Origin of the sequence: Parafrankia discariae (assembly GCF_000373365.1) — a bacterium.
GTDB lineage: Bacteria > Actinomycetota > Actinomycetes > Frankiales > Frankiaceae > Parafrankia > Parafrankia discariae.
Genome location: NZ_KB891219.1, coordinates 96,765 through 119,780, shown reverse-complemented (window position 1 = coordinate 119,780; position 23,016 = coordinate 96,765). Strand labels below are relative to the sequence as shown.

Here is a 23,016-nt window from a genome sequence, read left to right as displayed (position 1 = left end):
TCCCGACCCGTCCGGACACCCGGAGGTCACGTCAGGGACGAGCCGCCCGGAGCTCGGGATGGGCCGCAGCCGCGAGGATCTCCTCGACCCGGGCGGCGACCTCGTCCGGTGTGCCGGTGCCGTCGACGGTGCGCAGGATTCCCTGCTCGGCGTAGTGGCTGCGCAGTGGGGCCGTCTCCGCCGCGAAGACCTTCAGCCGGCGCCGCGCCGTCTCCTGGGTGTCGTCGAGACGCCCCTCGGAAAGCGAGCGCCGGGCGATCCGGGCGAGCACCTCGGTCTCGTCGACGTCGAGGTCGAGGACCATGTGGAGCGGCCCGCAGGTGGCGGTCAGCATGCGGTCGAGCGCCTCGGCCTGCGGCAGTGTCCGGGGGAAGCCGTCCAGCAGGAATCCCACCCCGCAGTCGATGCCGGTGGCGAGACGCTCGGCGACCATGTCCAGGACGATCTCGTCCGGGACGAGCTCACCGGCCCGGACGTAGTGCTCGGCCCGCCGGCCGAGCGGTGACCCGGCGGAGATCTGCTGGTCGAAGAGCTGACCCGTCGAGATCGCCGGCAGGCCGTGGCGCGCGCTGATCCGCGCGGCCTGGGTCCCCTTGCCGGCGCCGGGCGGGCCGAGCAGCACGAGCCTCATGGCCTGCACGGTACCGGTTGGTTGGCCTCCGGTAGAGGTGCCGCGACGGTGAACCAGGGCAGACCGGACGCGGCGCGGGCGAGTCCCCCAACGGTTCACCTCCCCAGCAGGCGAAATCCACCCCCGGTCACAACCGGGGGCGCACGGACGGGTGGACGGGTCCGCCGGCCCACCCGGACCGGCGGACGAGGACACCCGACCGGACACCCGACCGGGTCCGCGGTCAGGGCCGGCGGGTCGGCAGGATCGGAGCCGGCAGGTCGGTCGTCCCCGTGAGGTACCGGTCGACGGCGGCGGCCGCCGAGCGCCCCTCCGCGATGGCCCAGACGATCAGGGACTGGCCGCGGCCCATGTCACCGGCGACGAACACGCCGGGCACCGACGTCGACCAGCCGAGGTCACGGGAGACGTTGCCGCGGGCGTCCAGCTCGACACCGAGCTGCTCGAGCAGGCCGGGACGCTCCGGCCCGACGAAGCCCATCGCCAGCAGCACCAGGTCGCACGGCAGCTCGGTCTCGCTGCCCTCGACCTTCTGGAACCGCCCGTCGACCATCTGGACCTCGTGCATGAGCAATGCCCGCACGTTGCCCTCGTCGTCGCCGACGAACCGCTCGGTGGAGACGGCGAAGACCCGCTCGCCGCCCTCCTCGTGCGCGCTGGAGACCCGGTAGACGATCGGGAAGGACGGCCACGGGTTCGCCGGCGGCCGGGTGGCCGGCGGGCGCGGCATGATCTCGAGCTGGTGCACGGACAAAGCGCCCTGTCGGTGCGAGGTGCCCAGACAGTCCGCCCCGGTGTCACCACCACCGATGATCACGACCCGCTTCCCGGCCGCGGAGATCGTCGTCTCGGCCAGGTCCCCCTGCTGCACCCGGTTCGCCGGGACCAGGAACTCCATGGCCAGGTGGATGCCCTTGAACTCCCGCCCGGGGACGGGCAGGTCACGCCCCACCGTCGACCCGCCGGCCAGGACGACCGCGTCGTAGGACGAGCGCAGCTCGTCGGCGGTGATGTCGACGCCGACGTTGCACGAGGTGACGAACGACGTCCCCTCCGCCTCCATCTGCGCCAGGCGGTTGTCGAGGACCCGCTTCTCCATCTTGAACTCGGGGATCCCGTAGCGGAGCAGGCCACCGACGCGGTCGGCCCGCTCGTAGACGACCACCTCGTGGCCGGCCCGGGTGAGCTGCTGGGCGGCGGCCAGGCCGGCCGGGCCGGAGCCGACAACCGCGACACGACGGCCCGTGCGCACCGACGGCGGCACCGGGACGACCGCCCCGTCCGCGATGGCGCGGTCGATGATGGTGACCTCGATCTGCTTGATGGTCACCGGGTCGTCCCCGATGCCCAGCACGCAGGCCGCCTCGCACGGCGCGGGGCAGAGCCGCCCGGTGAACTCCGGGAAGTTGTTCGTCGCGTGCAGCCGTTCGATCGCCTCGGACCAGTCCGAGCGCCGGGCGAGGTCGTTCCACTCGGGAATGATGTTCCCGAGTGGACAGCCCTCGTGACAGAACGGGATGCCGCAGTCCATGCACCGGCCCGCCTGGTGCCGCAGCGCCGGTTCCGGGAACGACTCGTACACCTCGCGCCAGTCGGTGATGCGCACGTCCACCGGGCGGCGCGTGGGCAGCTCCCGGCGATGCTTGAGAAAGCCAGTCGGGTCAGCCATGCCGCTCCTGTCGGTTCCATGAGGCCGCTGTGACGTGTCCGCCCCGCGTGCCCCTGACGGTTCGGGTACGCCGGGGCGTCGCGTTCTCGGCCGTGATGTCGGTCGACGTTCGTTCGGTCGGTCAGTCGGTCGGTGGTCCTGGGGTCACGACGACACGGAGAATCGCCCGCGGAGAATCGTCCTCCGAAATCCGCGCTCGCGCGAAGGATCGCCGCGAGGAGAGCCGCCGCGCCGGTCAGACCCGGGCGGCGGCCATGATCGCGTCTTCCACCGACAGGCCCTGCTCCTCGGCGCTGCGCATCGCCGCCAGCACCCGCTTGTAGTCCTTCGGCATGACCTTGACGAAGTCCTCCTGGGCGTCGGCCCAGTTGCCGATCACCCGGGACGCGATGGCCGAGCCGGTCTCCCGGTAGTGCTTCTCGACGACGGCGCGCAGCGCGGACCGGTCGTCGTCGTCGAGCGGGTCGACGTCCACCATCTCGGTGTTGATGCGCTGGCTGACCGGCTTGTACAGGTAGGCCACGCCACCGCTCATCCCGGCCGCGAAGTTGCGGCCGATCGGCCCGAGAACGACGACCGTCCCACCGGTCATGTACTCGCAGCCGTGGTCGCCGACGCCTTCGACCACCGCGGTGGCTCCGGAGTTGCGCACGCAGAACCGCTCGCCGACGATGCCGCGGAAGTACGCCTCGCCGGCGGTCGCGCCGTAGAGCAGCACGTTGCCGGCGACGGTGTTCTCCTCGGCTCGCAGCGGCGACTCCTTCGGCGGGAAGACGATGATCCGCCCGCCGGAGAGCCCCTTGCCTGCGTAGTCGTTGACGTCGCCTTCGAGGGTCAGGGTCATCCCGCGCGGCACGAACGCCCCGAAGCTCTGCCCGGCGGAGCCGGTGAACCGCAGCGAGATCGTGTCGTCGGGCAGCCCGGCGGCCCCGTACCGCTTCGTCACCTCGTAGCCGAGCATGGTCCCGACCGTCCGGTTGACGTTGCGGATCGGCATCTCCAGCCAGACCGGACGGCCGTCCTCGATGGCGCCCTCGCAGAGCTGGATCAGGGAGTTGTCGAGGGCCTTGTCGAGGCCGTGGTCCTGGCTGGCGGTGCAGTGCAGCGAGCCGCCGAACGGCCGCTCCGGGGTGTGCAGCAGCGGGGTGATGTCGAGCCCGGACGCCTTCCAGTGGTCGATGGCGGCGCGGGCGTCCAGCAGGTCGACCCGGCCCACCGCCTCGGCGATGCTGCGCAGCCCGAGGGCGGCCAGGTGCTCCCGGACCTCCTCGGCGATGAAGGTGAAGAACGCCTCGACGAACTCCGGCCGGCCGGTGAAACGGGCGCGCAGCTCCGGGTTCTGCGTCGCCACGCCGACCGGACAGGTGTCGAGGTGACAGACGCGCATCATCACGCAGCCGGCGACGACGAGCGGCGCCGTGGCGAAACCGAACTCCTCGGCGCCGAGCAGCGCGCCGACGACGACGTCCCGCCCGGTCTTCATCTGGCCGTCGACCTGGACGACGATCCGATCACGCAGGCCGTTGAGCAGCAGCGTCTGCTGGGTCTCGGCGAGGCCGAGCTCCCAGGGGGCTCCGGCGTGCTTGAGCGAGGTCAGCGGGGAGGCGCCGGTGCCACCGTCGTGGCCGGAGATCAGCACGACGTCGGCGTGCGCCTTGGAGACACCCGCGGCCACCGTCCCGACGCCGACCTCGGCGACGAGCTTGACGTGCACCCGCGCCTTCGGGTTGGCGTTCTTCAGGTCGTGGATGAGTTGGGCGAGGTCCTCGATCGAGTAGATGTCGTGGTGCGGCGGCGGCGAGATCAGGCCCACGCCCGGGGTGGAGTGCCGGGTCCGCGCGATCCACGGGTACACCTTGTGCCCCGGCAGCTGACCGCCCTCGCCGGGCTTCGCGCCCTGCGCCATCTTGATCTGGATGTCGTCCGCGTTCGCCAGGTACTCGCTGGTCACGCCGAACCGGCCGCTGGCGACCTGCTTGACCGCCGAGCGGCGCAGGTCGCCGTTCTCGTCGGGGACGAAGCGGCGCGCGTCCTCGCCGCCCTCGCCGGTGTTCGACTTCCCGCCCAGGCGGTTCATCGCGATCGCCAGCGTCTCGTGCGCCTCGGCGCTGATCGAGCCGTACGACATGGCGCCGGTCGCGAACCGCTTCACGATCTCCGACACCGGCTCGACCTGGTCGATCGGGATCGGCGCCCGCCCGCCGGTACGCAGCTCGAACAGCCCGCGCAGCGTCGCGTTCTCCCGGGACAGGCCGTCGACCTTCGCCGTGTACTGGCGGAACAGGTCGTACTGGCGGCTGCGGGTGGCGTGCTGGAGCAGGAAGACCGTCTCCGGGTTGAACAGGTGCAGCTCGCCCTCACGCCGCCACTGGTACTCGCCGCCGACCTCGAGGGTGCGGTGCGCCAGTTCGGACGGGACGGTCGGATACGCGCGCCGGTGGCGGGCCGCGACCTCCTCGGCGATGACGTCGATGCCGACGCCGTCCAGCCGGCTCGGGGTGCCGACGAAGTACTGGTCGACGAGCTCCTGGGCGAGCCCGATCGCCTCGAAGACCTGGGCGCCGGTGTAGCTCGCCACCGTCGAGATGCCCATCTTGGACATCACCTTGAGCAGGCCCTTGCCGAGGCCCTTGATCAGGTTCTTCTCGGCCTGCTCGCGCTCGATGCCGGTGAGCTCGCCGCGGGCGAGCAGGTCGTCGATCGACTCGAACGCCAGGTACGGGTTGACCGCCGCCGCGCCGTACCCGGTGAGCAGGGCGATGTGGTGCACCTCGCGGGCGTCGCCGCACTCGACGATCAGGCCGACCTTCGTCCGGGTCTTCTCCCTGATCAGGTGGTGGTGGACGGCGGCCGTCAGCAGCAGCGACGGGATCGGCGCCTTGCGCTCGTCGGAGTCGCGGTCGGAGAGGACCACGATGCGGGCACCGTCGGCGATCGCCTCACTGACCCCGGCGCAGATCTCCGCCAGGCGCGCGGCCAGCGCCGCCCCGCCGCCGGCGACGTCGTAGAGACCACGAACGGTCACCGAGGCGAACCCGGGCATGTCACCGTCGTCGTTGATGCCGATGATCCGCGCGAGCTGGGTGTTGCTGATCACCGGGAACGGCAGGTACACCATGCGCGCCGACGCCGGGGACGGCGCGAGCAGGTTCCCCTCCGGGCCGAGGGTGCGCCCGAGGCTGGTGACCAGCTCCTCCCGGATGGCGTCCAACGGCGGGTTGGTGACCTGCGCGAACAGCTGGGTGAAGTAGTCGAACAGCAGCCGCGGCCGGCTGGAGAGCACCGCGACCGGGGTGTCGGTGCCCATCGACCCGATCGGCTCGGCCCCGGTGCGGGCCATCGGGCCGATGATGATCCGCAGCTCCTCCTGGGAGTAGCCGAACACCTGCTGGCGGCGCATGACCGACGAGTGCCCGTACAGGACGTGCTCGCGCTCGGGCAGGTCGTCGAGGGAGATCAGCCCCGCGTGCAGCCACTCCTCGTACGGGGCGGCGGTGGCCAGCTCGGACTTGATCTCGTCGTCGCTGACGATCCGGCCCTGCGCCGTGTCGACGAGGAACATCCGGCCCGGCTGCAGCCGCCCCTTGCGCACCACCCGGTGCGGCGGGATGTCAAGCACGCCGACCTCGGAGGCCATCACGACCAGGCCGTCGTCGGTCACCCAGTACCGGGACGGGCGCAGGCCGTTGCGGTCGAGCACCGCGCCGATGACCGTGCCGTCGGTGAACGCGATGGACGCGGGGCCGTCCCAGGGCTCCATGAGCGCGGAGTGGAAGCGGTAGAAGGCCCTGCGGGCCGCCTCCATCTCCTCGTGGTTCTCCCACGCCTCGGGGATCATCATCAGCACCGCGTGCGGCAGCGACCGGCCGCCCAGGTGCAGCAGCTCCAGCACCTCGTCGAAGCTGGCCGAGTCGCTGGCGCCGTCCGCGCAGATCGGGAACAGCCGGGACAGGTCACCGGGGATGAGGTCGCTGGCCAGCAGCGCCTCGCGCGCCCGCATCCAGTTGCGGTTGCCCCGCACCGTGTTGATCTCGCCGTTGTGCGCGATCAGCCGGTACGGGTGGGCCAGCGGCCAGCTCGGGAACGTGTTCGTCGAGAACCGGCTGTGGACCAGCGCGATGGCGCTGGTGAACCGCGGGTCGTCGAGGTCCGGGAAGTAGGCGGAGAGCTGATGGGTCGTCAGCATGCCCTTGTAGACGATGGTCCGCGACGACAGCGAGGGCATGTAGACGCCGGTCTCCCGGCGCACCCGCTTGCGCACGCAGAAGGCGCGGCGCTCGAGCTCCATGGCGTCGAGGCCGCCGGGCCCGGTCGTCGGCGCGGAGGGATCGGCGGCGAGGGCCGCGGTACCGGCCCCGCCGGCGCTGTCAGCGCCGGTGACCTCGGCGTCGCCGGGCGCGACGCGCGGCCGCGTCGGCGTGCCGGGCAGCATGAGGAAGATCTGCCGCATCCAAGGCTCGACCTCGCGGGCGGCGTGGCCGACGATGTGACTGACGGTCGGGACCTCCCGCCAGCCCAGGACGCGCAGGCCCTCCTGACGGACGATCCGGCTGATGGTCCGCACGGCGTCGTCGCGCTCGCCGGCGACCTGCGGCAGGAACACGGTGCCCACCGCGTACCGGCCGGGCGCCGGCAGCGCGAACTCGACGACGTCACGGAAGAAGCCGTCCGGGACCTGAACGAGGATGCCGGCGCCGTCACCGGTGTCGGGATCGCTGCCCGACGCGCCTCGATGGTCGAGGTTGCGCAGCACGGTCAGACCCTGATCGACCAGCTCATGACTGCGCCGGCCGTGCACATCGACGACGAAGCCGACGCCACACGCGTCGTGTTCGAAGGTGGGGTCGTAGAGACCTTGCGCAGTCGGCATCCGGCGGTGTCCTGTCCATCTTCAAGGGCCGATGGGAGCGGACGACGCTGTCCGGAGGGCGGCGCGGCGAGATGACGGGCTGGTCGCCAGCTCCACGCCTGTACCGAGTGTGCCATGAGCGCGCCGGATCCGCCGTGATCGCTAATGTCCTCCAGGTCACAGCAAGATGACGGCAGATTTCCTGGACGATCAATGAAGTTCAGGTAAAAGGCACCAACGATAGGAAATGTCACAGCAAGGCAACATCGTTGTCACCGAACGCGTCACCCGCCGACCGGGACGGGACGGACAGCCGGCCCGGGTGACGGCTCCCTACCGGTCCGCAGTGTACGGATCTCGGCCGCCGGCGGCCGAGATCCCGGAACATAAGACCGGCTCAGGCCGCCGGGGTCGACCCAGGTCGCCGACCCGGGCGCGGGACGACCGGCGGCCGGGTCAGTGATCCACGCTGCCGGGCGAGGCCGCGCGCCCCGGTCACTGGTCCTGGGCGGACGGCGCCGTCCGGCCGGGCTCGGCTGGCTCGGTGAGCGGGTCACCGCCGCCGACCGCGCCGCGGGCCGGCCCGGCGGGGCCACCTGGCCCGGCCTGGCCGTCGACCGGCCCCGTGCCGGGAGCGACCGCGGGGCCACCGCCGGCGGTGGCCCCGCCGGCAGTCGTGCCGCCGATTTCCACCGCGGAACCGACGGCAGCGCCGACCGGGGTGACCGCGTCCGCGGCTGCCGTCCCGTCGTCACTGGTGGCCGCGTCCGCGGTGGCCGTGCCGACGGCGGCCGGGTCGCCACCGGCAGCGCTGCCGGTGGCGGCGGCGCCGGTCCCGGCGGGACCGGTCCAGCCGACGTCCGGGTCGATCGGGCGACGGACCAGCGCCAGCGCGAGCAGCGCCAGCAGGAAGACCACGATCGAGACCCAGATGTTGACCCGCAGCCCGAGGATCTTCTCGGCGGTGTCGATCCGCAGGGCCTCGATCCACAGCCGTCCGATGGTGTAGAGCGCCACGTAGAGGAAGAACAGCCGGCCGCGACCCAGTCGCCACCGGCGGTCGACCAGCAGGAGCACCCCGGCGACCGCGAGGTTCCACAGCGATTCGTAGAGGAACGTCGGGTGGTAGGTCGCCACCCCCGGGATCATCTGGTGGGCCGGGTCGATGCGGACCGCCCAGGGCACGTCCGTCGCGCGGCCGTAGAGCTCCTGGTTGAACCAGTTCCCCCAGCGCCCGATCGCCTGCGCGAGGGCGAGGCCCGGCGCGAGCGCGTCGGCGAACAGGCCGAACGAGACCCGCATCCGGCGGCAGGCGATCCAGGCGCCGAGCGCGCCGCCGGAGACCGCGCCCCAGATCGCCAGGCCGCCGTTCCACACCTCGAAGACGGCCAGCAGATCGCCGTCCGTACCGAAGTAGGCCTCGGGGCTGCTGACGACGTGGTAGATCCGCGCGCCAACGATCCCGAACGGGACCGCCCAGTACGCCACCTCACTGGCGATCACCGGATCCGCGCCCCGGGCTCGCAACCGCCGGGCCGTGACGGCCACGGCGACGATGATCCCCAGGACGATCATCAACGCATAGGCCCGCAACGGGAGCGGTCCCAGATGGACGACCCCTCGGGAAGGACTCGGTATCGCAGCGAACACCACGAGCGTCAGGCTATCTCCCCGCCATCGGCCGGCAGCGAGGCCAGCCCGCCGACTGCCCGGAGACCCCGCGCGGCCACGCCACCGGCCGCCCGGAGGCGGGTGGAGCGGCCGCCCGGAGGGCCTCGTCTAGACCGTGGCGGAACGCACGCCGGCGGCGAGCTCGACCGCCAGCCGCTCGATCGCGTCGACGCCGTCGGCACCGCCCCGCGAATCGGCTGCCAGGGCCCGGACCAGCGCCGAGCCCACGATGACACCGTCAGCGAAGCCGGCCACCTCGGACGCCTGGGCACCGGTGCTGACTCCGAGGCCAACCGCCACCGGCAGGTCGGTGACCTCCCGCACCCGGCTGACCAGGCCGGCCGCCTTCACCCCGACGGCGGAACGCGCCCCGGTGACACCCATGGTCGACGCCGCGTAGACGAAACCGCCGCTGTGCGCCGTCACCAGCCGCAGCCGCTCGACGGTCGAGCTCGGCGCGACCAGGAAGACCGGGTCGAGGCCGTGGGCGGCACTGGCCGCGAGCCACGGGCCGGCCTCCTCCGGCGGCAGGTCGGGGGTGATCGCCCCGGCACCGCCGGCGGCGGCGAGGTCGGCGGCGAACGCCTCCATGCCGTACCGCTCCACCGGGTTCCAGTAGGTCATCACCAGGGTGGGGGCCCCGGTCTCGGCGACCGCCTCGACCGTGCGCAGCACGTCCCTGGTGGTCACACCGCCGCGCAGCGCGATGTCCGCGGCGTCCTGGATGACCGGGCCGTCCATGGTCGGATCCGAGTAGGGCAGGCCGACCTCGACGACGTCCACACCCGCCGCGACCATCGCCCGCATCGCCACGATGCCGCGCTCCACCGTCGGGAACCCGGCCGGGAGATACCCGACGAGCACCGCCCGCCCGTCCTTGCGCGCGGCCGCGAAGGCCTCGTCGAGCCGGCTCGGCCCGCCGGGCCGGGCCGGGCGCCCGGACTGCTCGGGCCGGCCGCGCACCGGCCCGTCAGCTGCCAGTTGGTCGGCTGCCGGCTGGTCCTGGGCCCGTGTCTGCCGGGCCGACTGGTCGTGCGCCACTTGACTCCGCACCGTGCGTCCGTTCCTCGTCGTTGTCGTCAGGCGGACGGTTCGGTGGCCGGGGCTGCGCCCTCGCCCCGGGACTCGGCGTCCGTGTCCAGCAGATCGAACCAGCGGGCGGCCGTGTCGACGTCCTTGTCTCCCCGGCCGGAGCAGTTGACCAGGACGACGGCGTCCGGCCCCAGCTCGCGGGCCACCTCGAACGCGCCGGCGAAGGCGTGTGCGCTCTCGATCGCGACGAGGATGCCCTCCGTTCGCGCGACCAGCGCCAGTGCCTCCATCGCGGCGCTGTCGTCGACCACCCGGTAGCTGGCCCGGCCGGTCTCGTGCAGGAGCGCGTGCTCGGGGCCGATGCCCGGGTAGTCGAGGCCGGCCGAGATGGAGTGGGAGACCTGGGTCTGCCCGTCCGGGTCCTGGAGGAGGAAGGTCCGCATGCCGTGCAGGACCCCGGGCGCGCCCCCGGCGATCGCCGCGGCATGGCGGCCCGTCGCCACTCCGTCGCCGCCGGCCTCGCAGCCGATCAGGGCGACCTCGGTGTCGGGGATGAAGCGGTGGAAGACGCCCATCGCGTTCGACCCGCCCCCGACACAGGCGACGACGGCGTCGGGCAGGCGGCCGAGCAGGTCGAGCGTCTGCTGGCGGGCCTCCACGCCGATGATCCGCTGGAAGTCGCGGACCATCATCGGGAACGGGTGCGGGCCCATCACTGACCCGATGCAGTAGTGGGTCGAGTCGACGGTGGCCACCCAGTCGCGCATGGCCTCGTTGATGGCGTCCTTCAGGGTGCGGCTGCCCGACGCGACGGGGACCACCTCGGCACCGAGCAGGCGCATCCGCGCGACGTTGAGCGCCTGCCGGCGGGTGTCCTCCTCGCCCATGTAGACGACGCACTCCAGCCCCAGCAGGGCACAGGCGGTGGCGGTGGCCACGCCGTGCTGACCGGCGCCGGTCTCGGCGATCACCCGGGTCTTGCCCATCCGGCGGGTGAGGAGGCACTGCCCGAGAACATTGTTGATCTTGTGTGAGCCGGTGTGCGCGAGATCCTCGCGCTTGAGCAGGATGCGCGCGCCACCGATCCGCTCCGTGAGCCGGTCGGCCGAGGTCAGCGGGGTGGGGCGCCCGGCGTAGCTGGCCAGCAGGCGGTCGAGCTCGTCGACGAAGGCGGGGTCGACCCGGGCGGCCGCGTAGGCCGCCGTGAGTTCGTCGAGCGCCGCGAACAGCGCCTCCGGGACGAACCGCCCACCGAAACGGCCATAGTGGCCGGCCGTGTCCGGTACCGCCTGCCAGTTCCCCGCGGCCTGGGCGGCCGACCAGGCGCCGGCCTCGACCGAGCCGGTCGCGCGGCCCGGGTCGATGGCACTGCTCTGATCGATGGCGGAAGCCGGGTCGGAGGTCAGGTCGGCGGTGGTGTCGACGGATCGAGCTGTCACGGCCCCGACTGTACCGGCGCCCACCCCCACCGAGGTGACGTGCGGGACCGGGCCGCCGCCCGGAGACGCTCCGAGCACAGAGCACCGATTGGACCAGGGCCCGGCGGCGACCGCTCGCCCGACCGCCCGGCACGACGCCCGGGCGGTCGGCGGGTCAGTGCGCGATACGGGTGGCGGGGTGCGTTCCGGCGGTCACGAGATCGGCGACGAACTGGCGCGGGTCGCCACCGGTCACGGCGGCCTCCCCGACCAGCACCGCGTCGGCCCCGGCGCCCGCGTACTGGAGCAGGTCACGCGGGCCGCGCACGCCGGACTCTGCGACCTTCAGGACCCCCTGCGGGACCATCGGCGCGAGCCGGGCGAAGGTCTCCCGGTCCACCTCGAGGGTGCGGAGGTTACGCGCGTTGACCCCGACCAGCCGGGCGCCCGCGTCGAGGGCCCGCAACATCTCGGTCTCGTCGTGCACCTCGACCAGCGCGGTCATCCCGAGCGACTCGACCCGTTCGAGCAGACCGATCAGCCTCGGCTGATCGAGCGCGGCCACGATCAGCAGGACCATGTCGGCGCCATGGGCCCGCGCCTCGAGGACCTGGTACGGGGAGACCACGAAGTCCTTGCGCAGGACGGGGATGTCGACCGCCACCCGGACGGCGTCCAGATCGGCCAGCGAGCCGCCGAACCGCCGCTGCTCGGTGAGGACGCTCACCGCCGCGGCGCCGGCCTGCTCGTAGAGCGAGGCGAGCGCCGCCGGATCGGCGATCGTCGCGAGCGCGCCCCGGGACGGTGAGCGCCGCTTGATCTCGGCGATCACCGATACCCGCGGCGCGCGCAGCACCGCCAGCGCGTCCCGGGGATCGGGTACCCGCTCAACACGTTGTTTCAGAGTTGCCAGGGACGTTTCCCGCTCACGGACGGCCAGATCTGCTCTGACCCCGTCGAGGATCTCCTCGAGAGCGTTCATCGCCCCGCACTCGCGCCAGTCGCGGCCATGCCGCCGATGGTAGGGCAGTCTCGAGCCCGAGGCCCGTCGCCCCCACCCACGGAGCCGACCCGTCACGATTCGTGGTTGTCCATATGTTGACCATCCAGGCGGCCACGACTCTGACGTCGACGTCGAGGCCAGACCAACCCGAGAGATCTCGGTAGGAGTGACGGAGCCCCAGCCCACGGTGGTGGTGCTCCCGTTGGCCCCGCCACTGGACGCACTCGCGCGACCACGGCACGACACCCGCGCGGACACCTCGCGACACGCCCACGCACCCGGCACTTTGACGGTCCACCGTCGACCCGTATCATCGAACACACGTTCGAACGCGGTTCGAGTGCGAGTGGATTCGGGAGGCGCGCGTGGATTCGGGAGGCGCGATGTGGAGTGACGAGCCGAGATCTCCAGACGCCGCGGACGCGGCGCGGAAGTCAGATGCGACCGGCCCACCGGCCCGCCGGGGCGGCTCGAAGCGGTTCGTCGCGGCCTGGTCCGCCGCCGCCGTGTGGTCAGCTCACCGGGTCTCCAGCGGTGTCCCCGCCCCCGCCGGGCCGCCCGTTCCGAGTGCGCCGGAAGGTGGCGCCGACGAGAGGATCGGCCGGAATGCACGATCATCATCTCGAGTACCCGACGCGGCGCCGGAACGCCCGACGCCCGGCCGCCTCGCCGCAAGCCCGGGGAACCTCGCGGCTCCCCAGCCCACGGGCCCGGCGGCCACCGGCGCAGCGGGTGCCGCGGGCCCCGCTGCGGCGAGTCCCGTGGCCTGCGGATCAGCGGGCGGGGCGCCGCCGCTCCCTGCTGCGCCAGGTGCCCAGGCCGAGACCGGCCATGGCGATCCCGGGAGCCGTGGGGCGGCTGAGGGACGTTCCGGCGGCACGGGTCGGATTGGGCTCACCAGCACGCCGGACACGCCCGGCCGCCCCGCGCGGCCAGGCCCGGCGCCGGCGTTCCGCGAACCTGTGAGCGATCCCGAGACGGAGCACGACCTGCTGATCGCGCAGGTTCAGGATCTCGACCGCCGCATCGCGCGGATGGACGTGCTCATCTCCCTGCTCGAGGCGGACATCGAGCGCAACGACCTGACCCTCGCCGCCCTGGCTGGCCAGCGACTCCGGATCACGGCGGCAGATCCCGAGCAGAAGGTCACCGACGCTCCCGCCTCCCCGGCGGAACGCACTCCCCGTCCGAGAGGAGAAGCCTGATGGTCAGGTGGGGTCCTGGCCCCGCTCGATGGCGTCCCAGGCGTCAGCGGGTGCGGCTGCGCGGGCCTGGTAGCGGCCGGACATGGCCGGCCAGGTCCCGGCGCGCGCGACGACGACGACACCCGTGATCGCGAGCACGAGACCCCCGAAGGAGGCGAGCCATGGAGCCATGGTCCGGGAAAGATCGAGGATGGTCGGATCCCCGATGGGGACGAGCGCCCTGACCTCGTCGGTCCCCCGCACCGCGGCCATCGGGTCCAGGGCGATCCCACCGGCGACCAGGAGGATCGCGACACCCGCGCCCGCCACGAGCAGGCCCACCAGGGTCCGCCCCACGCGCCGGGTCGCGATGATCGCCACGGTGGCGGCGAGCCCGAGCAGTGCCAGCGCGGTGGCGGCCGGGGCGAGCGATCCGCCCGACCACTTCACCGGCAGGGGCGCCGCCACGGCGGAGGCCTGCCCGCCGGTGCCGGCCTGAACTCGCGCCGAGACCCAGGTCGCACTGGCGCTGAACAGAACGAGGGCCGATCCGACCAGGCACGCGACCATGGCGAGCCCCCGCTCCCGGCGAGCGCCGGACGCGGAGTGGGCGGCAGGCACGGGGCGGGCGCCGGACTCGGGCAGGTCGGCGGATGCTGTCATGCCGGCGGGCGGAGCGACTCCGCCACCTCGATCGCGCGGAGAACCGCCGCGGCCTTCGTCCGGCTCTCGAGATCCTCGGTGTCGGGGACGGAGTCCGCCACGATCCCGGCACCGGCCTGCACGTAGGCCATGCCCGAACGGAGGACGGCTGTGCGGATGGCGATCGCGGTGTCGAGGTCACCGCCGAAGTCGAGGTACCCCACGACCCCGCCGTACAGGCCGCGTCTCGTCGGCTCGAGCTCGTCGATGATCTCCATGGCCCGCACCTTGGGCGCTCCCGACAACGTCCCGGCGGGGAAGGTCGCGGCGAGGACGTCGACCGCGCTGCGCTCGGGCGCCACCTCACCGATCACGGTGGAGACGATGTGCATGATGTGCGAGAACCGCTCGACGGAGGCGAACTCGACCACCCGCACCGATCCGGGCACGCAGACCCGCCCGAGATCATTGCGGACCAGGTCGACCAGCATCACGTGCTCGGACCGTTCCTTCGGATCGGCCAGGAGCTGGGCGGCCAGTTCGGCGTCGCGTTCCGGCGTCTCGCCCCGTGGCCGGCTGCCCGCGATCGGGTGCAGCAACGCCCGACGCCCGGTGACCTTGACATGCGCCTCCGGCGACGAACCGACCACGTCATGATCGGCGAACCGCAGCAGGTACATGTACGGGCTGGGGTTCGAGGCCCGCAGCACCCGGTAGACGTCGAGGGCGTCGGCGGTGGTGGGGCGCTCGAACCGCTGGGAGATGACGATCTGGAAGCACTCCCCCGCCCGGATCTCCTCGATGGACCGCTCGACGGCGTCGTGGAAGCCGCCGGGCGGGGTGGCGGAGGCGAAGTCGCGCACGCCCGCGGCCGCGCCGGTCGTGGTCGCCACGGTCGGCTCGCTCCACTTGCCGAGATCCGCCGTCATCACCTCGATGCGGTGCACCGCGTCGTCATAGGCGGCGTCCAGCTCCGCCCGCCGCGCGGCCGGTACGCCCGCCGCTCCCGGGCCAGCCGAACCGGCCGGTTCAGCCGGTTCCCCGGCGCCGGTGAAGATGTTCGCGACGAGCTGGCACGATCCGTCGGTGTGGTCGAGGACGGCGAGGTCGGTCGTCAGGAGCATCCGCAGCTCGGGCAGCCCGAGATCGTCGACCGCCCGCGCGGGCAGCCGTTCGATGCGCCGGACGATGTCATAGGAGAGGTAGCCGACCAGGCCGCCCAGCAGCGGCGGAGTGCCGCTCGGCCGGGCCGAGCAGAGCTGGCGTTCCACGGCGCGCAGCACCTCGAGCGGATCACCGTCGAGTGGGACACCGGGCGGCGGGGTTCCGTCCGTCCAGGCGGCCTGCCCGTTCCGTTCGGTGAGCGTGGCAGCGGCACGGACACCGACGAAGGAGTAACGCGACCACACGCCCCCGTGCTCGGCGGATTCGAGCAGGAAGGTCCCCGGGCCACCGGCCAGCTTGCGATAGACCCCGACCGGCGTCTCGCCGTCGGCGAGCAGGCGGCGGGAGACCGCGACGACCGGCTGGCGTGCGGCGAGCTCGTGGAACTCCGCCCGGCTCGGTGTGATCTCACCGGTTGTCATCACGGTGCTCCCGTCGTCGTCGGCGCCGCTGCCGGCATGGACATGGGCGTGGAGGTTGGCGCCGGCGCGGGCGCGGAGGTCGGCGCGGGCGCCGACCCGAAGGTCGCTGCCGGGGGCGGCAGGGGCCGGGCACCACCGGCAGAAAGCTCGCGACCGGTGAAGCAGGTGTGTGTGCCGGTGTGGCAGGCCGGGCCCACCTGGTCCACCCGGACCAGCACGGTGTCGCCGTCGCAGTCGAGCGCGACCGACCGCACCCACTGCACGTGTCCGCTGGTGTCGCCCTTGACCCAGTACTCGGCCCGGCTGCGACTCCAGTAGGTGGCTCGGCCGGTGGTGAGGGTCCGGTGCAACGCCTCGTCGTCCATCCACCCGACCATGAGGACCTCGCCGGAGTCGTACTGCTGGGCGACGGCCGGGAACAGACCGGAGCCGTCCCGCTTGAGCTGACGGGCGATGGCGGGATCGAGATCGGAGGCACGCGCGGTCACCCGCCCATTCTGCCCGCCACGGCCGGACGGCCTACAGGTCACCACGACGGTCGGGCCGGGACCCGCCCGACCGGGGTCCCCCCACCGGGCCGCGGCGCCGGCGGCGCAGTCGGCCCGAGCGGCGCGGTCAGTGCGACAGGACGCCGGCTGCCCAGGACTCGTGCAGCCGCCGGTAGACCCCGGGCACGGCGACCAGCTCCGCGTGCGTCCCACGCTGGACGACCCGGCCGGCGTCGACCACGACGACGTCGTCGGCGGCCTCCGCGGTGGAGAGCCGGTGCGCGATGGTGACGGAGGTGCGCCCCCTGGTGAGTTCGAGCAAAGCCGCGGCGATCCGCATCTCGGTCGCCGGGTCGACGGCGGAGGTCGCCTCGTCGAGGACGAGCAGGTCGGGGTCGGCGAGCTGGGCACGGGCCAGCGCGACCAGCTGGCGTTCGCCGGCCGAGAGCAGTTCGCCGCGTTCCCCCACCGGGGTCGCGATGCCGGCGGGCAGGCCGGCGAGCCAGTCACCGAGGCCGAGCTGCCCGAAGGCGTTCACGATCTCGGCGTCGGAGGCGTCCGGGCGCCCGTACCGGACATTACCGGCGACGGTGAGGTCGAACAGGAACCCGTCCTGCGGCACCATAACCACCCGGCCACGCAGCGAGTCGAACCGCACCTCGTTCAGCGGGACCCCGCCGATCAGCACCGTCCCGTCGGTGGGGTCCATGAGCCGGGTGAGCAGTTTGGCCATCGTCGTCTTGCCGGAGCCGGTCTCGCCGACGACGGCCACCCGCCGGTGCGGCGCGAGGTCGAGTGTCACGTCGTGGAGCACCGGCGGGCCGCCGGGGTAGGCGAATCCGACGTGGTCGAACCGCACGCCCAACGGCCCGTCGGGCAGCCGCACACCACCGGTGTCCTCGGCCGGGTCGCGGACGTCCGACGGGGTGTCGAGGACGTCGAGGACCCGCCGCAGCCCGGCGAAGGCGTTCGCGCCGTCGTTGAGGACCTCGGTCAGCGACTGGATGGGCATCACGAACAGCGTGAGGAGGAACAGGAAGGCCACCAGCTGCCCAGTGGTCAGCGACCCGTCGACGCCGATCGCCACCCCGACGATCACCACCCCCGCGGTGGTCAGCGCGGCGACCGTCTCGACTCCCGCGAACACCCCCGCCACCAGGGTCTGCGCGTGGGTCTGCGCGGAACGGTAGTTCTCCACCGTGCCGTCGATGCGCCGGGAGGTGCGGTCCTGCGCGCCGTAGGCCCGCACGACCTGGGCGCCGACCACCGACTCCGAGATCGCGCCGAGCATGTCACCGACCCGCTCCCGCACCCTCCCGTACCGCACCGCCAGCCGCTTCTGGAAGCGTCGGGTGGCGATGACCAGCGGCACGAAGAACGCGTACACCAGCAGGGCCAGCTGCCAGGAGTAGACGAACATCAGAACCGTGGCGATCAGCATCTGCCCGGTGGCGACGATCAGCATGACGCCGCCGAACTGGAGGAACTGCGACATCGTGTCGATGTCGCTGGTGACCCGGGAAGTCAGCGAGCCGCGCCGCTGCTCGGACTGGCTGAGCATCGACAGGTCGTGCACATGACGGAAGGCCCGGACCCGCAGGGTGGCCAGCGCGCTCTCGGAGACGCGGTAGAGCCGCACGTTCATCCGGAACGCCGCGACCGCGGTGATCAGGATGGCGACCGCGGCGAGCCCCACCGAGACCCCGACGAGGCCGAGGTCCGCGCCGCCCTCCCAGACACCGCGGTCGAGCGTCTGCTGGACCACGACGGGGATCACCACCTTCCCGACGGTGGCGGTCACGGCGAGGGCCAGGGTTCCGGCGATCCCGGCGGTCAGCTCCGGTACGAGCCGACGCAGCCGCCCCCCGGTCGCCCACAGGCCGTCGGAGCTCATCGCGCGCCCTCCTGGTCCGGAACCGTCAGTACTCCGACCGGGGCCGTGTCCGCGGGCACCTGGTGATCCGCGGGCCTGCCCCGTGCTCCCCGGCCCGGCCCGTAGCCGGTCCCGGTGTCCGTGTCCTCGTCCTGCCCGGCAGGCCCGTTGTCCTCGGCGGCCTCGGCGTTCTCGTCGTAGGCCGTCAGCAGCTCCGCGTAGCCGGGCGAGCTGGCCAGCAGCTCCCGGTGGGTGCCCTGCGCGGTGACGCGGCCGTCCTCGATGTGCACGACCTCGTCGGCGAGCTCCACGGTGGACCGCCGGTGGGCGACGATCACCACCGTGGACGCGCCCGCCCGCTCCCGCAGCCCGGCGAGGATGGACGCCTCGATCCGCGGGTCGACGCTGGACGTCGCGTCGTCGAGGATCAGCAGCCTCGGGTCGCGCACGAGGGCGCGGGCGAGGCCGATCCGCTGGCGCTGCCCGCCGGAGAGCGTGGTCCCCCGCTCACCCACCCTGGTGTCGAGGCCGGCCGGCAGGGCGCGCACGAAGCGCTCCGCCTGGGCCCGGCGCAGGGCCTCCCACACGACCTCGTCGTCGACGTCCAGACCGAGGGCGACGTTGACCCGCACGGTGTCGTCGAACAGGAACGTCTGCTGCGGGACGAGCGCGATCGTGCGGGTCACCTCCCCCAGGGCCAGGTCCCGCAGGTCCACACCGTCGATCCGGACGGCGCCCGTCTGGGGGTCGACCAGGCGGGCGAGGAGGTTCACCAGGCTCGACTTCCCGGCGCCGGTGCGCCCCGTCAGCGCGACCACCCGGCCGGGGGCCACGTCGAAGGTGACCTCGCGCAGCGCCGGCCACACCGCCTCGGCGGCCGGCGACCTTGCGGCGGGGATGTCCGTGGAGGTGTCGTCCGTAGCGGTGTTCGTAAAGGCGTTCGTGGCGGTGTCCGTGACGTCATCGTGGTCGCCGGCGGACTGCACCGGGTAGCCGTAGCCGTAGCCGACGCCGGCGACGCACAGCGCCGCCGGGCCGGAACCGGTGAGGACGGCGGAGCCGTAGCCGAGGCCACCGCGGGCCGTGAGCACGGCGTCCACCCGCTCGTGCCCGACGACGGACCTGGGCAGCTCGCCGAACACCCAGCCGATCGCCCGGATCGGGAAGGCCAGCACGGTGAACAGGTAGGCGACCCGGACCAGCTCGCCGACGGTGAGCGAGCCGCTGTCGATGCGGACCGCGCCGACGACGATCACGGCCAGCACGCCGAGGTTGGGCAGCGCCTCCATGACCGGGTCGAACATGCCCCGGACCTGGCCCGCGCGGACCATCGCGTCACGCAGCTCGCCGGCCTTGACCGCGAAGCGGGCCGTCTCGTCGGCCTCCCGGCCCAGGGTCTTCACGACGAGCGCGCCGTCGAAGGACTCGTGGGCGACCCCGCTGACCTCGGCGCGCAGGCGCTGGGCGCGGCCGTAGAGCGGCGACACCCACCGGCCGTAGACCACGTTGACGACACCGAACGCGGGGAACACGACGCAGCCCACCAGGGCCAGCAGCGGGTCGGTCGCGATCAGCAGGGCCAGCGCGGCGGCCAGCATGACCAGCACGCCGGCGGCGAACGGCAGTGGCGCGATCGGCGCCCAGGTGGCCTCGACGTCCGCGTTCGCGTTGGACAGCAGTGAACCGGTCGAGTGCCGCTGGTGCCAGGCGAGCGGCAGCCGCAGGTACTGGCGGGTGACCCGGCGCCGGTAGGTGGCCTGCAGCCGGTACTGCATCATGCCGGAGACCAGGCGGCGGAAGAACATCCCGACCGCCCGGCCGAACCCGATGCCGACCATGATCAGCGCCGCCGCGACGACGGCGCTCCAGTCGGCCGCGCCGTCGTCGATGCTCGGGACGAGGACGCGCTCGGTGATCTCGCCGAGGGCCAGCGAGCTCGCGACCGTCGCCAGCGCGTAGAGGGAGCTGCCGGCCAGCGCGACCAGGAAGACCTTCGGCTCCTCCCGGACCGCGATCACGAGGACACCCAGCCCACGTCTGATCACCGTGGGTGAGCCGGCCGCGGCGAGCCGGGCCGCCCCGGCACCGCCGGTCGCCGCCACCCTGCGGGTCGCCTCGCCGGACGCGGGGTCACCGGGCACTGAACTCCTCCGTTTCGCGGTTACGGGTCGCCGCGGAACCGCGGTACACGGCATCACCGGACGCCGCGCGCCGCCCCCCGGACGACGTCGCCATAGGTCGCCAACGCGCAACCCGGCGGTAACAGTCCCGGCAAAACCCCTGCTCAGCGAATCGGCGCAGGGACGATCACCATCCGGACGGCCGTGGGGCGCCCGCCATCCTGATCCATGGGAAGCCCGGCGACCCGGCAACAGCCGACCCGACCGCTGATGGACAACCGGTGTTAGGCCGGCGTTCGAAGGAAGGCGGGAGAGGCGAGGGAGGCGTTCGAAGGCAGGCCGTCAGCGCACCGCGATGGCGGCGTCGCGCAGCACCTTCTTCACTTCGGAGATCCGCAGCCGGCCGAAGTGGAAGACGCTGGCGGCCAGCACGGCGTCCGCCCCGGCGCCGACGGCGGGGGCGAAGTGGTCGAGGCTGCCGGCGCCACCGCTCGCGATCACCGGGACGTCCACCGCCGCGCGGACCGAAGTGATCATCTCCAGGTCGTAGCCGTCCTGGGTGCCGTCGGCGTCCATCGAGTTCAGCAGGATCTCGCCGGCGCCCAGCTCGACGGCCCGCGCGGCCCACGCGACCGCGTCGATGCCGGTGCCCTGGCGCCCACCGTGGGTGGTCACCTCGAAGGTGGGGCCGCCCGGCTCGCGGGAGCGGCGGGCGTCCACCGAGAGCACGATGCACTGGCTGCCGAACCGCAGCGCGCACTCGCGGACCAGCTCCGGGCGGGCGACGGCGGCGGTGTTGATCCCCACCTTGTCGGCGCCGGCGCGCAGCAGCCGGTCGACGTCGTCGACCGAGCGCACCCCGCCGCCGACGGTGAGCGGGATGAAGACCTGCTCGGCGGTGCGCCGGACGATGTCGTACGTGGTCTCCCGGTTACCGCTGGACGCGGTGATGTCGAGGAAGGTCAGCTCGTCCGCGCCCTCGGCGTCGTAGAGCCGGGCCATCTCGACGGGGTCGCCGGCGTCCCGCAGGTCGGTGAAGTTCACGCCCTTGACGACCCGCCCGCCGTCGACGTCGAGGCAGGGGATCACCCGGACGGCGACGGTCACGGCGCGCCCGCCGCGGGCCCCTCCGCCACGGACCCCTCCGCCGCGACCGCGAGCGCCTCGGGCAGGGTGAACGCGCCGGCGTAGAGCGCCTTGCCGACGATGGCGCCCTCGACACCGGGCACGCTCGCGATCACGCGCAGGTCCGCCAGGGAGGAGACACCGCCGCTGGCGATCACCGGCCGGGTGGTCGCGGCCGTCACGGCCCGCAGCAGGTCGACGTTCGGGCCGGTGAGGGTGCCGTCCCGGCGGACGTCGGTGAGCACGTACCGGGCGCAGCCGTCGGCGTCGAGCCGGGCGAGCACCTCGTAGAGCTCGCCGCCCTCGCGGGTCCAGCCGCGGGCGGCGAGGGTGGTGCCGCGGACGTCGAGGCCCACGGCGATCCGGTCACCGACCCGGTCGATCGCCTTGCGCACCCACTCCGGGTCCTCGAGGGCGGCCGTGCCGATGTTGACCCGGGCCGCGCCGGTGGCCAGCGCGGCGTCGAGGGAGGCGTCGTCGCGGATGCCGCCGGAGAGCTCGACGGCCACGTCGACGGAACGGACGACCTCGGCGATCAGGTCCCGGTTGGACCCGCGGCCGAAGGCCGCGTCGAGGTCGACCAGATGGATCCACTCGGCGCCGTCGCGCTGCCAGGCCAGCGCCGCCTCGCGCGGGTCGCCGTAGGAGGTCTCGGTTCCGGCCTCGCCCTGGACCAGGCGGACGGCCAGGCCGTCGGCCACGTCCACCGCGGGGAGCAGCGTCAACGTCACCGCTCCACCCTACGGGTCGCCCCGGCCCGCGAGGAGACGCGCCATCGGACCACACGAGTTGACACAACCGTGGATCCTCCGGCCACGGATCGCTCTAGCGTGGTCGGCGATGACCTTCGACGTGGCAGGCCGGGCGCCGGCGCCCGGAGCCAGTGCGCGTGCCCTGGCCAGCGCGCGGATGTGGGGATTGATCACGTCCGCCGGCGCGCGCCGGTATGTCACCTACCGGGCGGCGGTCGTGGCCTCGGTCATCTCCAACATCGTGCTGACCGTGCTGCGGGGCCATCTGGCGCTGGCGGTGTGGGAGCAGCGCCCCGGGCTGGCCGGCTACGACATCACCTCGGCGGTCACCTTCGCCGTGGTCGGACAGGCGCTCGTCAGCACCTTCGCCGTGTTCGGCGGCATGATCGACCTGCCCTGGCGGGTGCGCCGGGGCACCGTCGAGACCGACCTCGTCCGGCCGGTGGGCTTCCAGCGGTGGTGGCTCGGCCTGGAGGTCGGGCGGGCCGGGGTGTACCTGGCGACCCGCGCGGTGCCCGCGGGTGTGGTCGGAGCGTTCCTGTTCGACCTGCGGCTGCCGGGGTCCGTCGGCACCGGCGCGCTGTTCGCCGCGAGCCTCGTGCTGGCCCTGCTGGTCAGCTTCGGCCTGCGGTACCTGGTCGCGCTCAGCGCGTTCTGGCTGACCGACGACCGGGGGGTGCAGGCCGTGGCCGCGCTCGTGATGATGTTCTTCTCGGGCGCCGTGCTGCCGCTCGGTCTGTTCCCCGGCGCGCTCGGGACGATCGCCGGGCTGCTGCCGTTCGGGGCCGTCGTCCAGGCGCCGATGGACCTCTACCTCGGGTCGACGGCCGGCGGCACGGCCTACCTGGGCAGCACGGCCGGCGGCCCGGAGCGGATCCTCGCCTACCAGGCGACCTGGGCGCTGCTGCTGAGCCTGGCCGGCCATGTGCTGACGACCGCGGCGCTGCGCCGGCTGGTCGTCCAGGGAGGTTGA

General features: G+C 73.1%; 16 protein-coding genes. 2 read left to right on the top strand and 14 right to left on the bottom strand.

The window, feature by feature from the left end:
- Positions 1–31: 31 nt before the first annotated feature.
- The 7 genes from B056_RS0117625 to trpC form a co-directional block, all read right to left on the bottom strand.
- Positions 32–631, bottom strand: a complete 600-nt coding sequence (locus B056_RS0117625; protein WP_018503185.1) for an adenylate kinase — start codon at positions 629–631, stop codon at positions 32–34.
- 223 nt (positions 632–854) lie between these two features.
- Positions 855–2,300 (bottom strand): glutamate synthase subunit beta, encoded by a 1,446-nt coding sequence (locus tag B056_RS0117620; protein WP_018503184.1) that lies wholly within the window; start codon positions 2,298–2,300, stop codon positions 855–857.
- A gap of 235 nt (positions 2,301–2,535) precedes the next feature.
- Positions 2,536–7,170: a glutamate synthase large subunit gene (gene gltB / locus B056_RS0117615; protein ID WP_018503183.1), complete on the bottom strand. Its 4,635-nt coding sequence runs from the start codon at positions 7,168–7,170 to the stop codon at positions 2,536–2,538.
- Positions 7,171–7,644: 474 nt separating this feature from the next.
- Positions 7,645–8,802 (bottom strand): prolipoprotein diacylglyceryl transferase, encoded by a 1,158-nt coding sequence (gene lgt, locus B056_RS37000; RefSeq protein ID WP_035751817.1) that lies wholly within the window; start codon positions 8,800–8,802, stop codon positions 7,645–7,647.
- Between the two features lie 126 nt (positions 8,803–8,928).
- The gene (gene trpA / locus B056_RS0117605) at positions 8,929–9,783 is read right to left on the bottom strand and encodes a tryptophan synthase subunit alpha (protein ID WP_051105662.1); all 855 of its coding nucleotides are present in this window, start codon (positions 9,781–9,783) and stop codon (positions 8,929–8,931) included.
- A 116-nt stretch (positions 9,784–9,899) separates the two neighbouring features.
- Entirely contained in the window at positions 9,900–11,216 is a 1,317-nt protein-coding gene (trpB, locus tag B056_RS0117600) for a tryptophan synthase subunit beta (protein WP_230203071.1), read from the bottom strand.
- 229 nt (positions 11,217–11,445) lie between these two features.
- Complete coding sequence (gene trpC / locus B056_RS0117595) at positions 11,446–12,252, bottom strand: indole-3-glycerol phosphate synthase TrpC (protein WP_026239811.1); 807 nt, start codon at positions 12,250–12,252, stop codon at positions 11,446–11,448.
- Between the two features lie 983 nt (positions 12,253–13,235).
- Between trpC and B056_RS0117590 the strand changes: the two genes are divergently transcribed.
- A complete protein-coding gene (locus B056_RS0117590; RefSeq protein WP_018503178.1) occupies positions 13,236–13,478 on the top strand; it encodes a hypothetical protein in 243 nt (80 codons plus the stop codon).
- A 3-nt stretch (positions 13,479–13,481) separates the two neighbouring features.
- Here B056_RS0117590 and B056_RS0117585 read toward each other — a convergent pair whose 3' ends face one another.
- The 7 genes from B056_RS0117585 to priA all read right to left on the bottom strand — a co-directional run bounded on the left by B056_RS0117585 (position 13,482) and on the right by priA (position 22,022).
- A complete protein-coding gene (locus B056_RS0117585) occupies positions 13,482–14,120 on the bottom strand; it encodes a Trp biosynthesis-associated membrane protein (RefSeq protein ID WP_018503177.1) in 639 nt (212 codons plus the stop codon).
- Positions 14,117–15,685, bottom strand: coding sequence for an anthranilate synthase component I (locus B056_RS0117580; RefSeq protein WP_018503176.1), 1,569 nt, complete (start codon positions 15,683–15,685; stop codon positions 14,117–14,119). The genes B056_RS0117585 and B056_RS0117580 overlap by 4 nt, the downstream gene beginning before the upstream one ends.
- Positions 15,685–16,173, bottom strand: coding sequence for a phosphoribosyl-AMP cyclohydrolase (hisI, locus tag B056_RS0117575; RefSeq protein WP_018503175.1), 489 nt, complete (start codon positions 16,171–16,173; stop codon positions 15,685–15,687). Before hisI ends, B056_RS0117580 begins: the two co-directional genes overlap by 1 nt.
- 127 nt (positions 16,174–16,300) lie before the next feature.
- A complete protein-coding gene (locus B056_RS0117570) occupies positions 16,301–18,067 on the bottom strand; it encodes an ABC transporter ATP-binding protein (protein WP_018503174.1) in 1,767 nt (588 codons plus the stop codon).
- Positions 18,064–20,187, bottom strand: coding sequence for an ABC transporter ATP-binding protein (locus B056_RS0117565; protein WP_018503173.1), 2,124 nt, complete (start codon positions 20,185–20,187; stop codon positions 18,064–18,066). Before B056_RS0117565 ends, B056_RS0117570 begins: the two co-directional genes overlap by 4 nt.
- Positions 20,188–20,508: 321 nt before the next feature.
- A complete protein-coding gene (hisF, locus tag B056_RS0117560; protein ID WP_018503172.1) occupies positions 20,509–21,273 on the bottom strand; it encodes an imidazole glycerol phosphate synthase subunit HisF in 765 nt (254 codons plus the stop codon).
- Positions 21,270–22,022: a bifunctional 1-(5-phosphoribosyl)-5-((5-phosphoribosylamino)methylideneamino)imidazole-4-carboxamide isomerase/phosphoribosylanthranilate isomerase PriA gene (priA, locus tag B056_RS0117555; protein ID WP_020572557.1), complete on the bottom strand. Its 753-nt coding sequence runs from the start codon at positions 22,020–22,022 to the stop codon at positions 21,270–21,272. The genes hisF and priA overlap by 4 nt, the downstream gene beginning before the upstream one ends.
- A gap of 109 nt (positions 22,023–22,131) precedes the next feature.
- Between priA and B056_RS0117550 the strand changes: the two genes are divergently transcribed.
- Positions 22,132–23,016 carry an ABC transporter permease gene (locus B056_RS0117550; protein WP_018503170.1) on the top strand — a complete coding sequence of 295 codons (885 nt, stop codon included), beginning with the start codon at positions 22,132–22,134 and terminating at the stop codon, positions 23,014–23,016.

What these genes read in the sequence shown, in the direction of transcription:
- B056_RS0117625 (WP_018503185.1), bottom strand. Translation starts at nt 631, where the DNA reads ATGAGGCTCGTGCTGCTCGGCCCGCCCGGCGCCGGCAAGGGGACCCAG.
- B056_RS0117620 (WP_018503184.1), bottom strand. Translation starts at nt 2,300, where the DNA reads ATGGCTGACCCGACTGGCTTTCTCAAGCATCGCCGGGAGCTGCCCACG.
- gltB (WP_018503183.1), bottom strand. Translation starts at nt 7,170, where the DNA reads ATGCCGACTGCGCAAGGTCTCTACGACCCCACCTTCGAACACGACGCG.
- trpC (WP_026239811.1), bottom strand. Translation starts at nt 12,252, where the DNA reads ATGAACGCTCTCGAGGAGATCCTCGACGGGGTCAGAGCAGATCTGGCC.
- B056_RS0117585 (WP_018503177.1), bottom strand. Translation starts at nt 14,120, where the DNA reads ATGACAGCATCCGCCGACCTGCCCGAGTCCGGCGCCCGCCCCGTGCCT.
- B056_RS0117580 (WP_018503176.1), bottom strand. Translation starts at nt 15,685, where the DNA reads ATGACAACCGGTGAGATCACACCGAGCCGGGCGGAGTTCCACGAGCTC.
- B056_RS0117570 (WP_018503174.1), bottom strand. Translation starts at nt 18,067, where the DNA reads ATGAGCTCCGACGGCCTGTGGGCGACCGGGGGGCGGCTGCGTCGGCTC.
- B056_RS0117550 (WP_018503170.1), top strand. Translation starts at nt 22,132, where the DNA reads ATGACCTTCGACGTGGCAGGCCGGGCGCCGGCGCCCGGAGCCAGTGCG.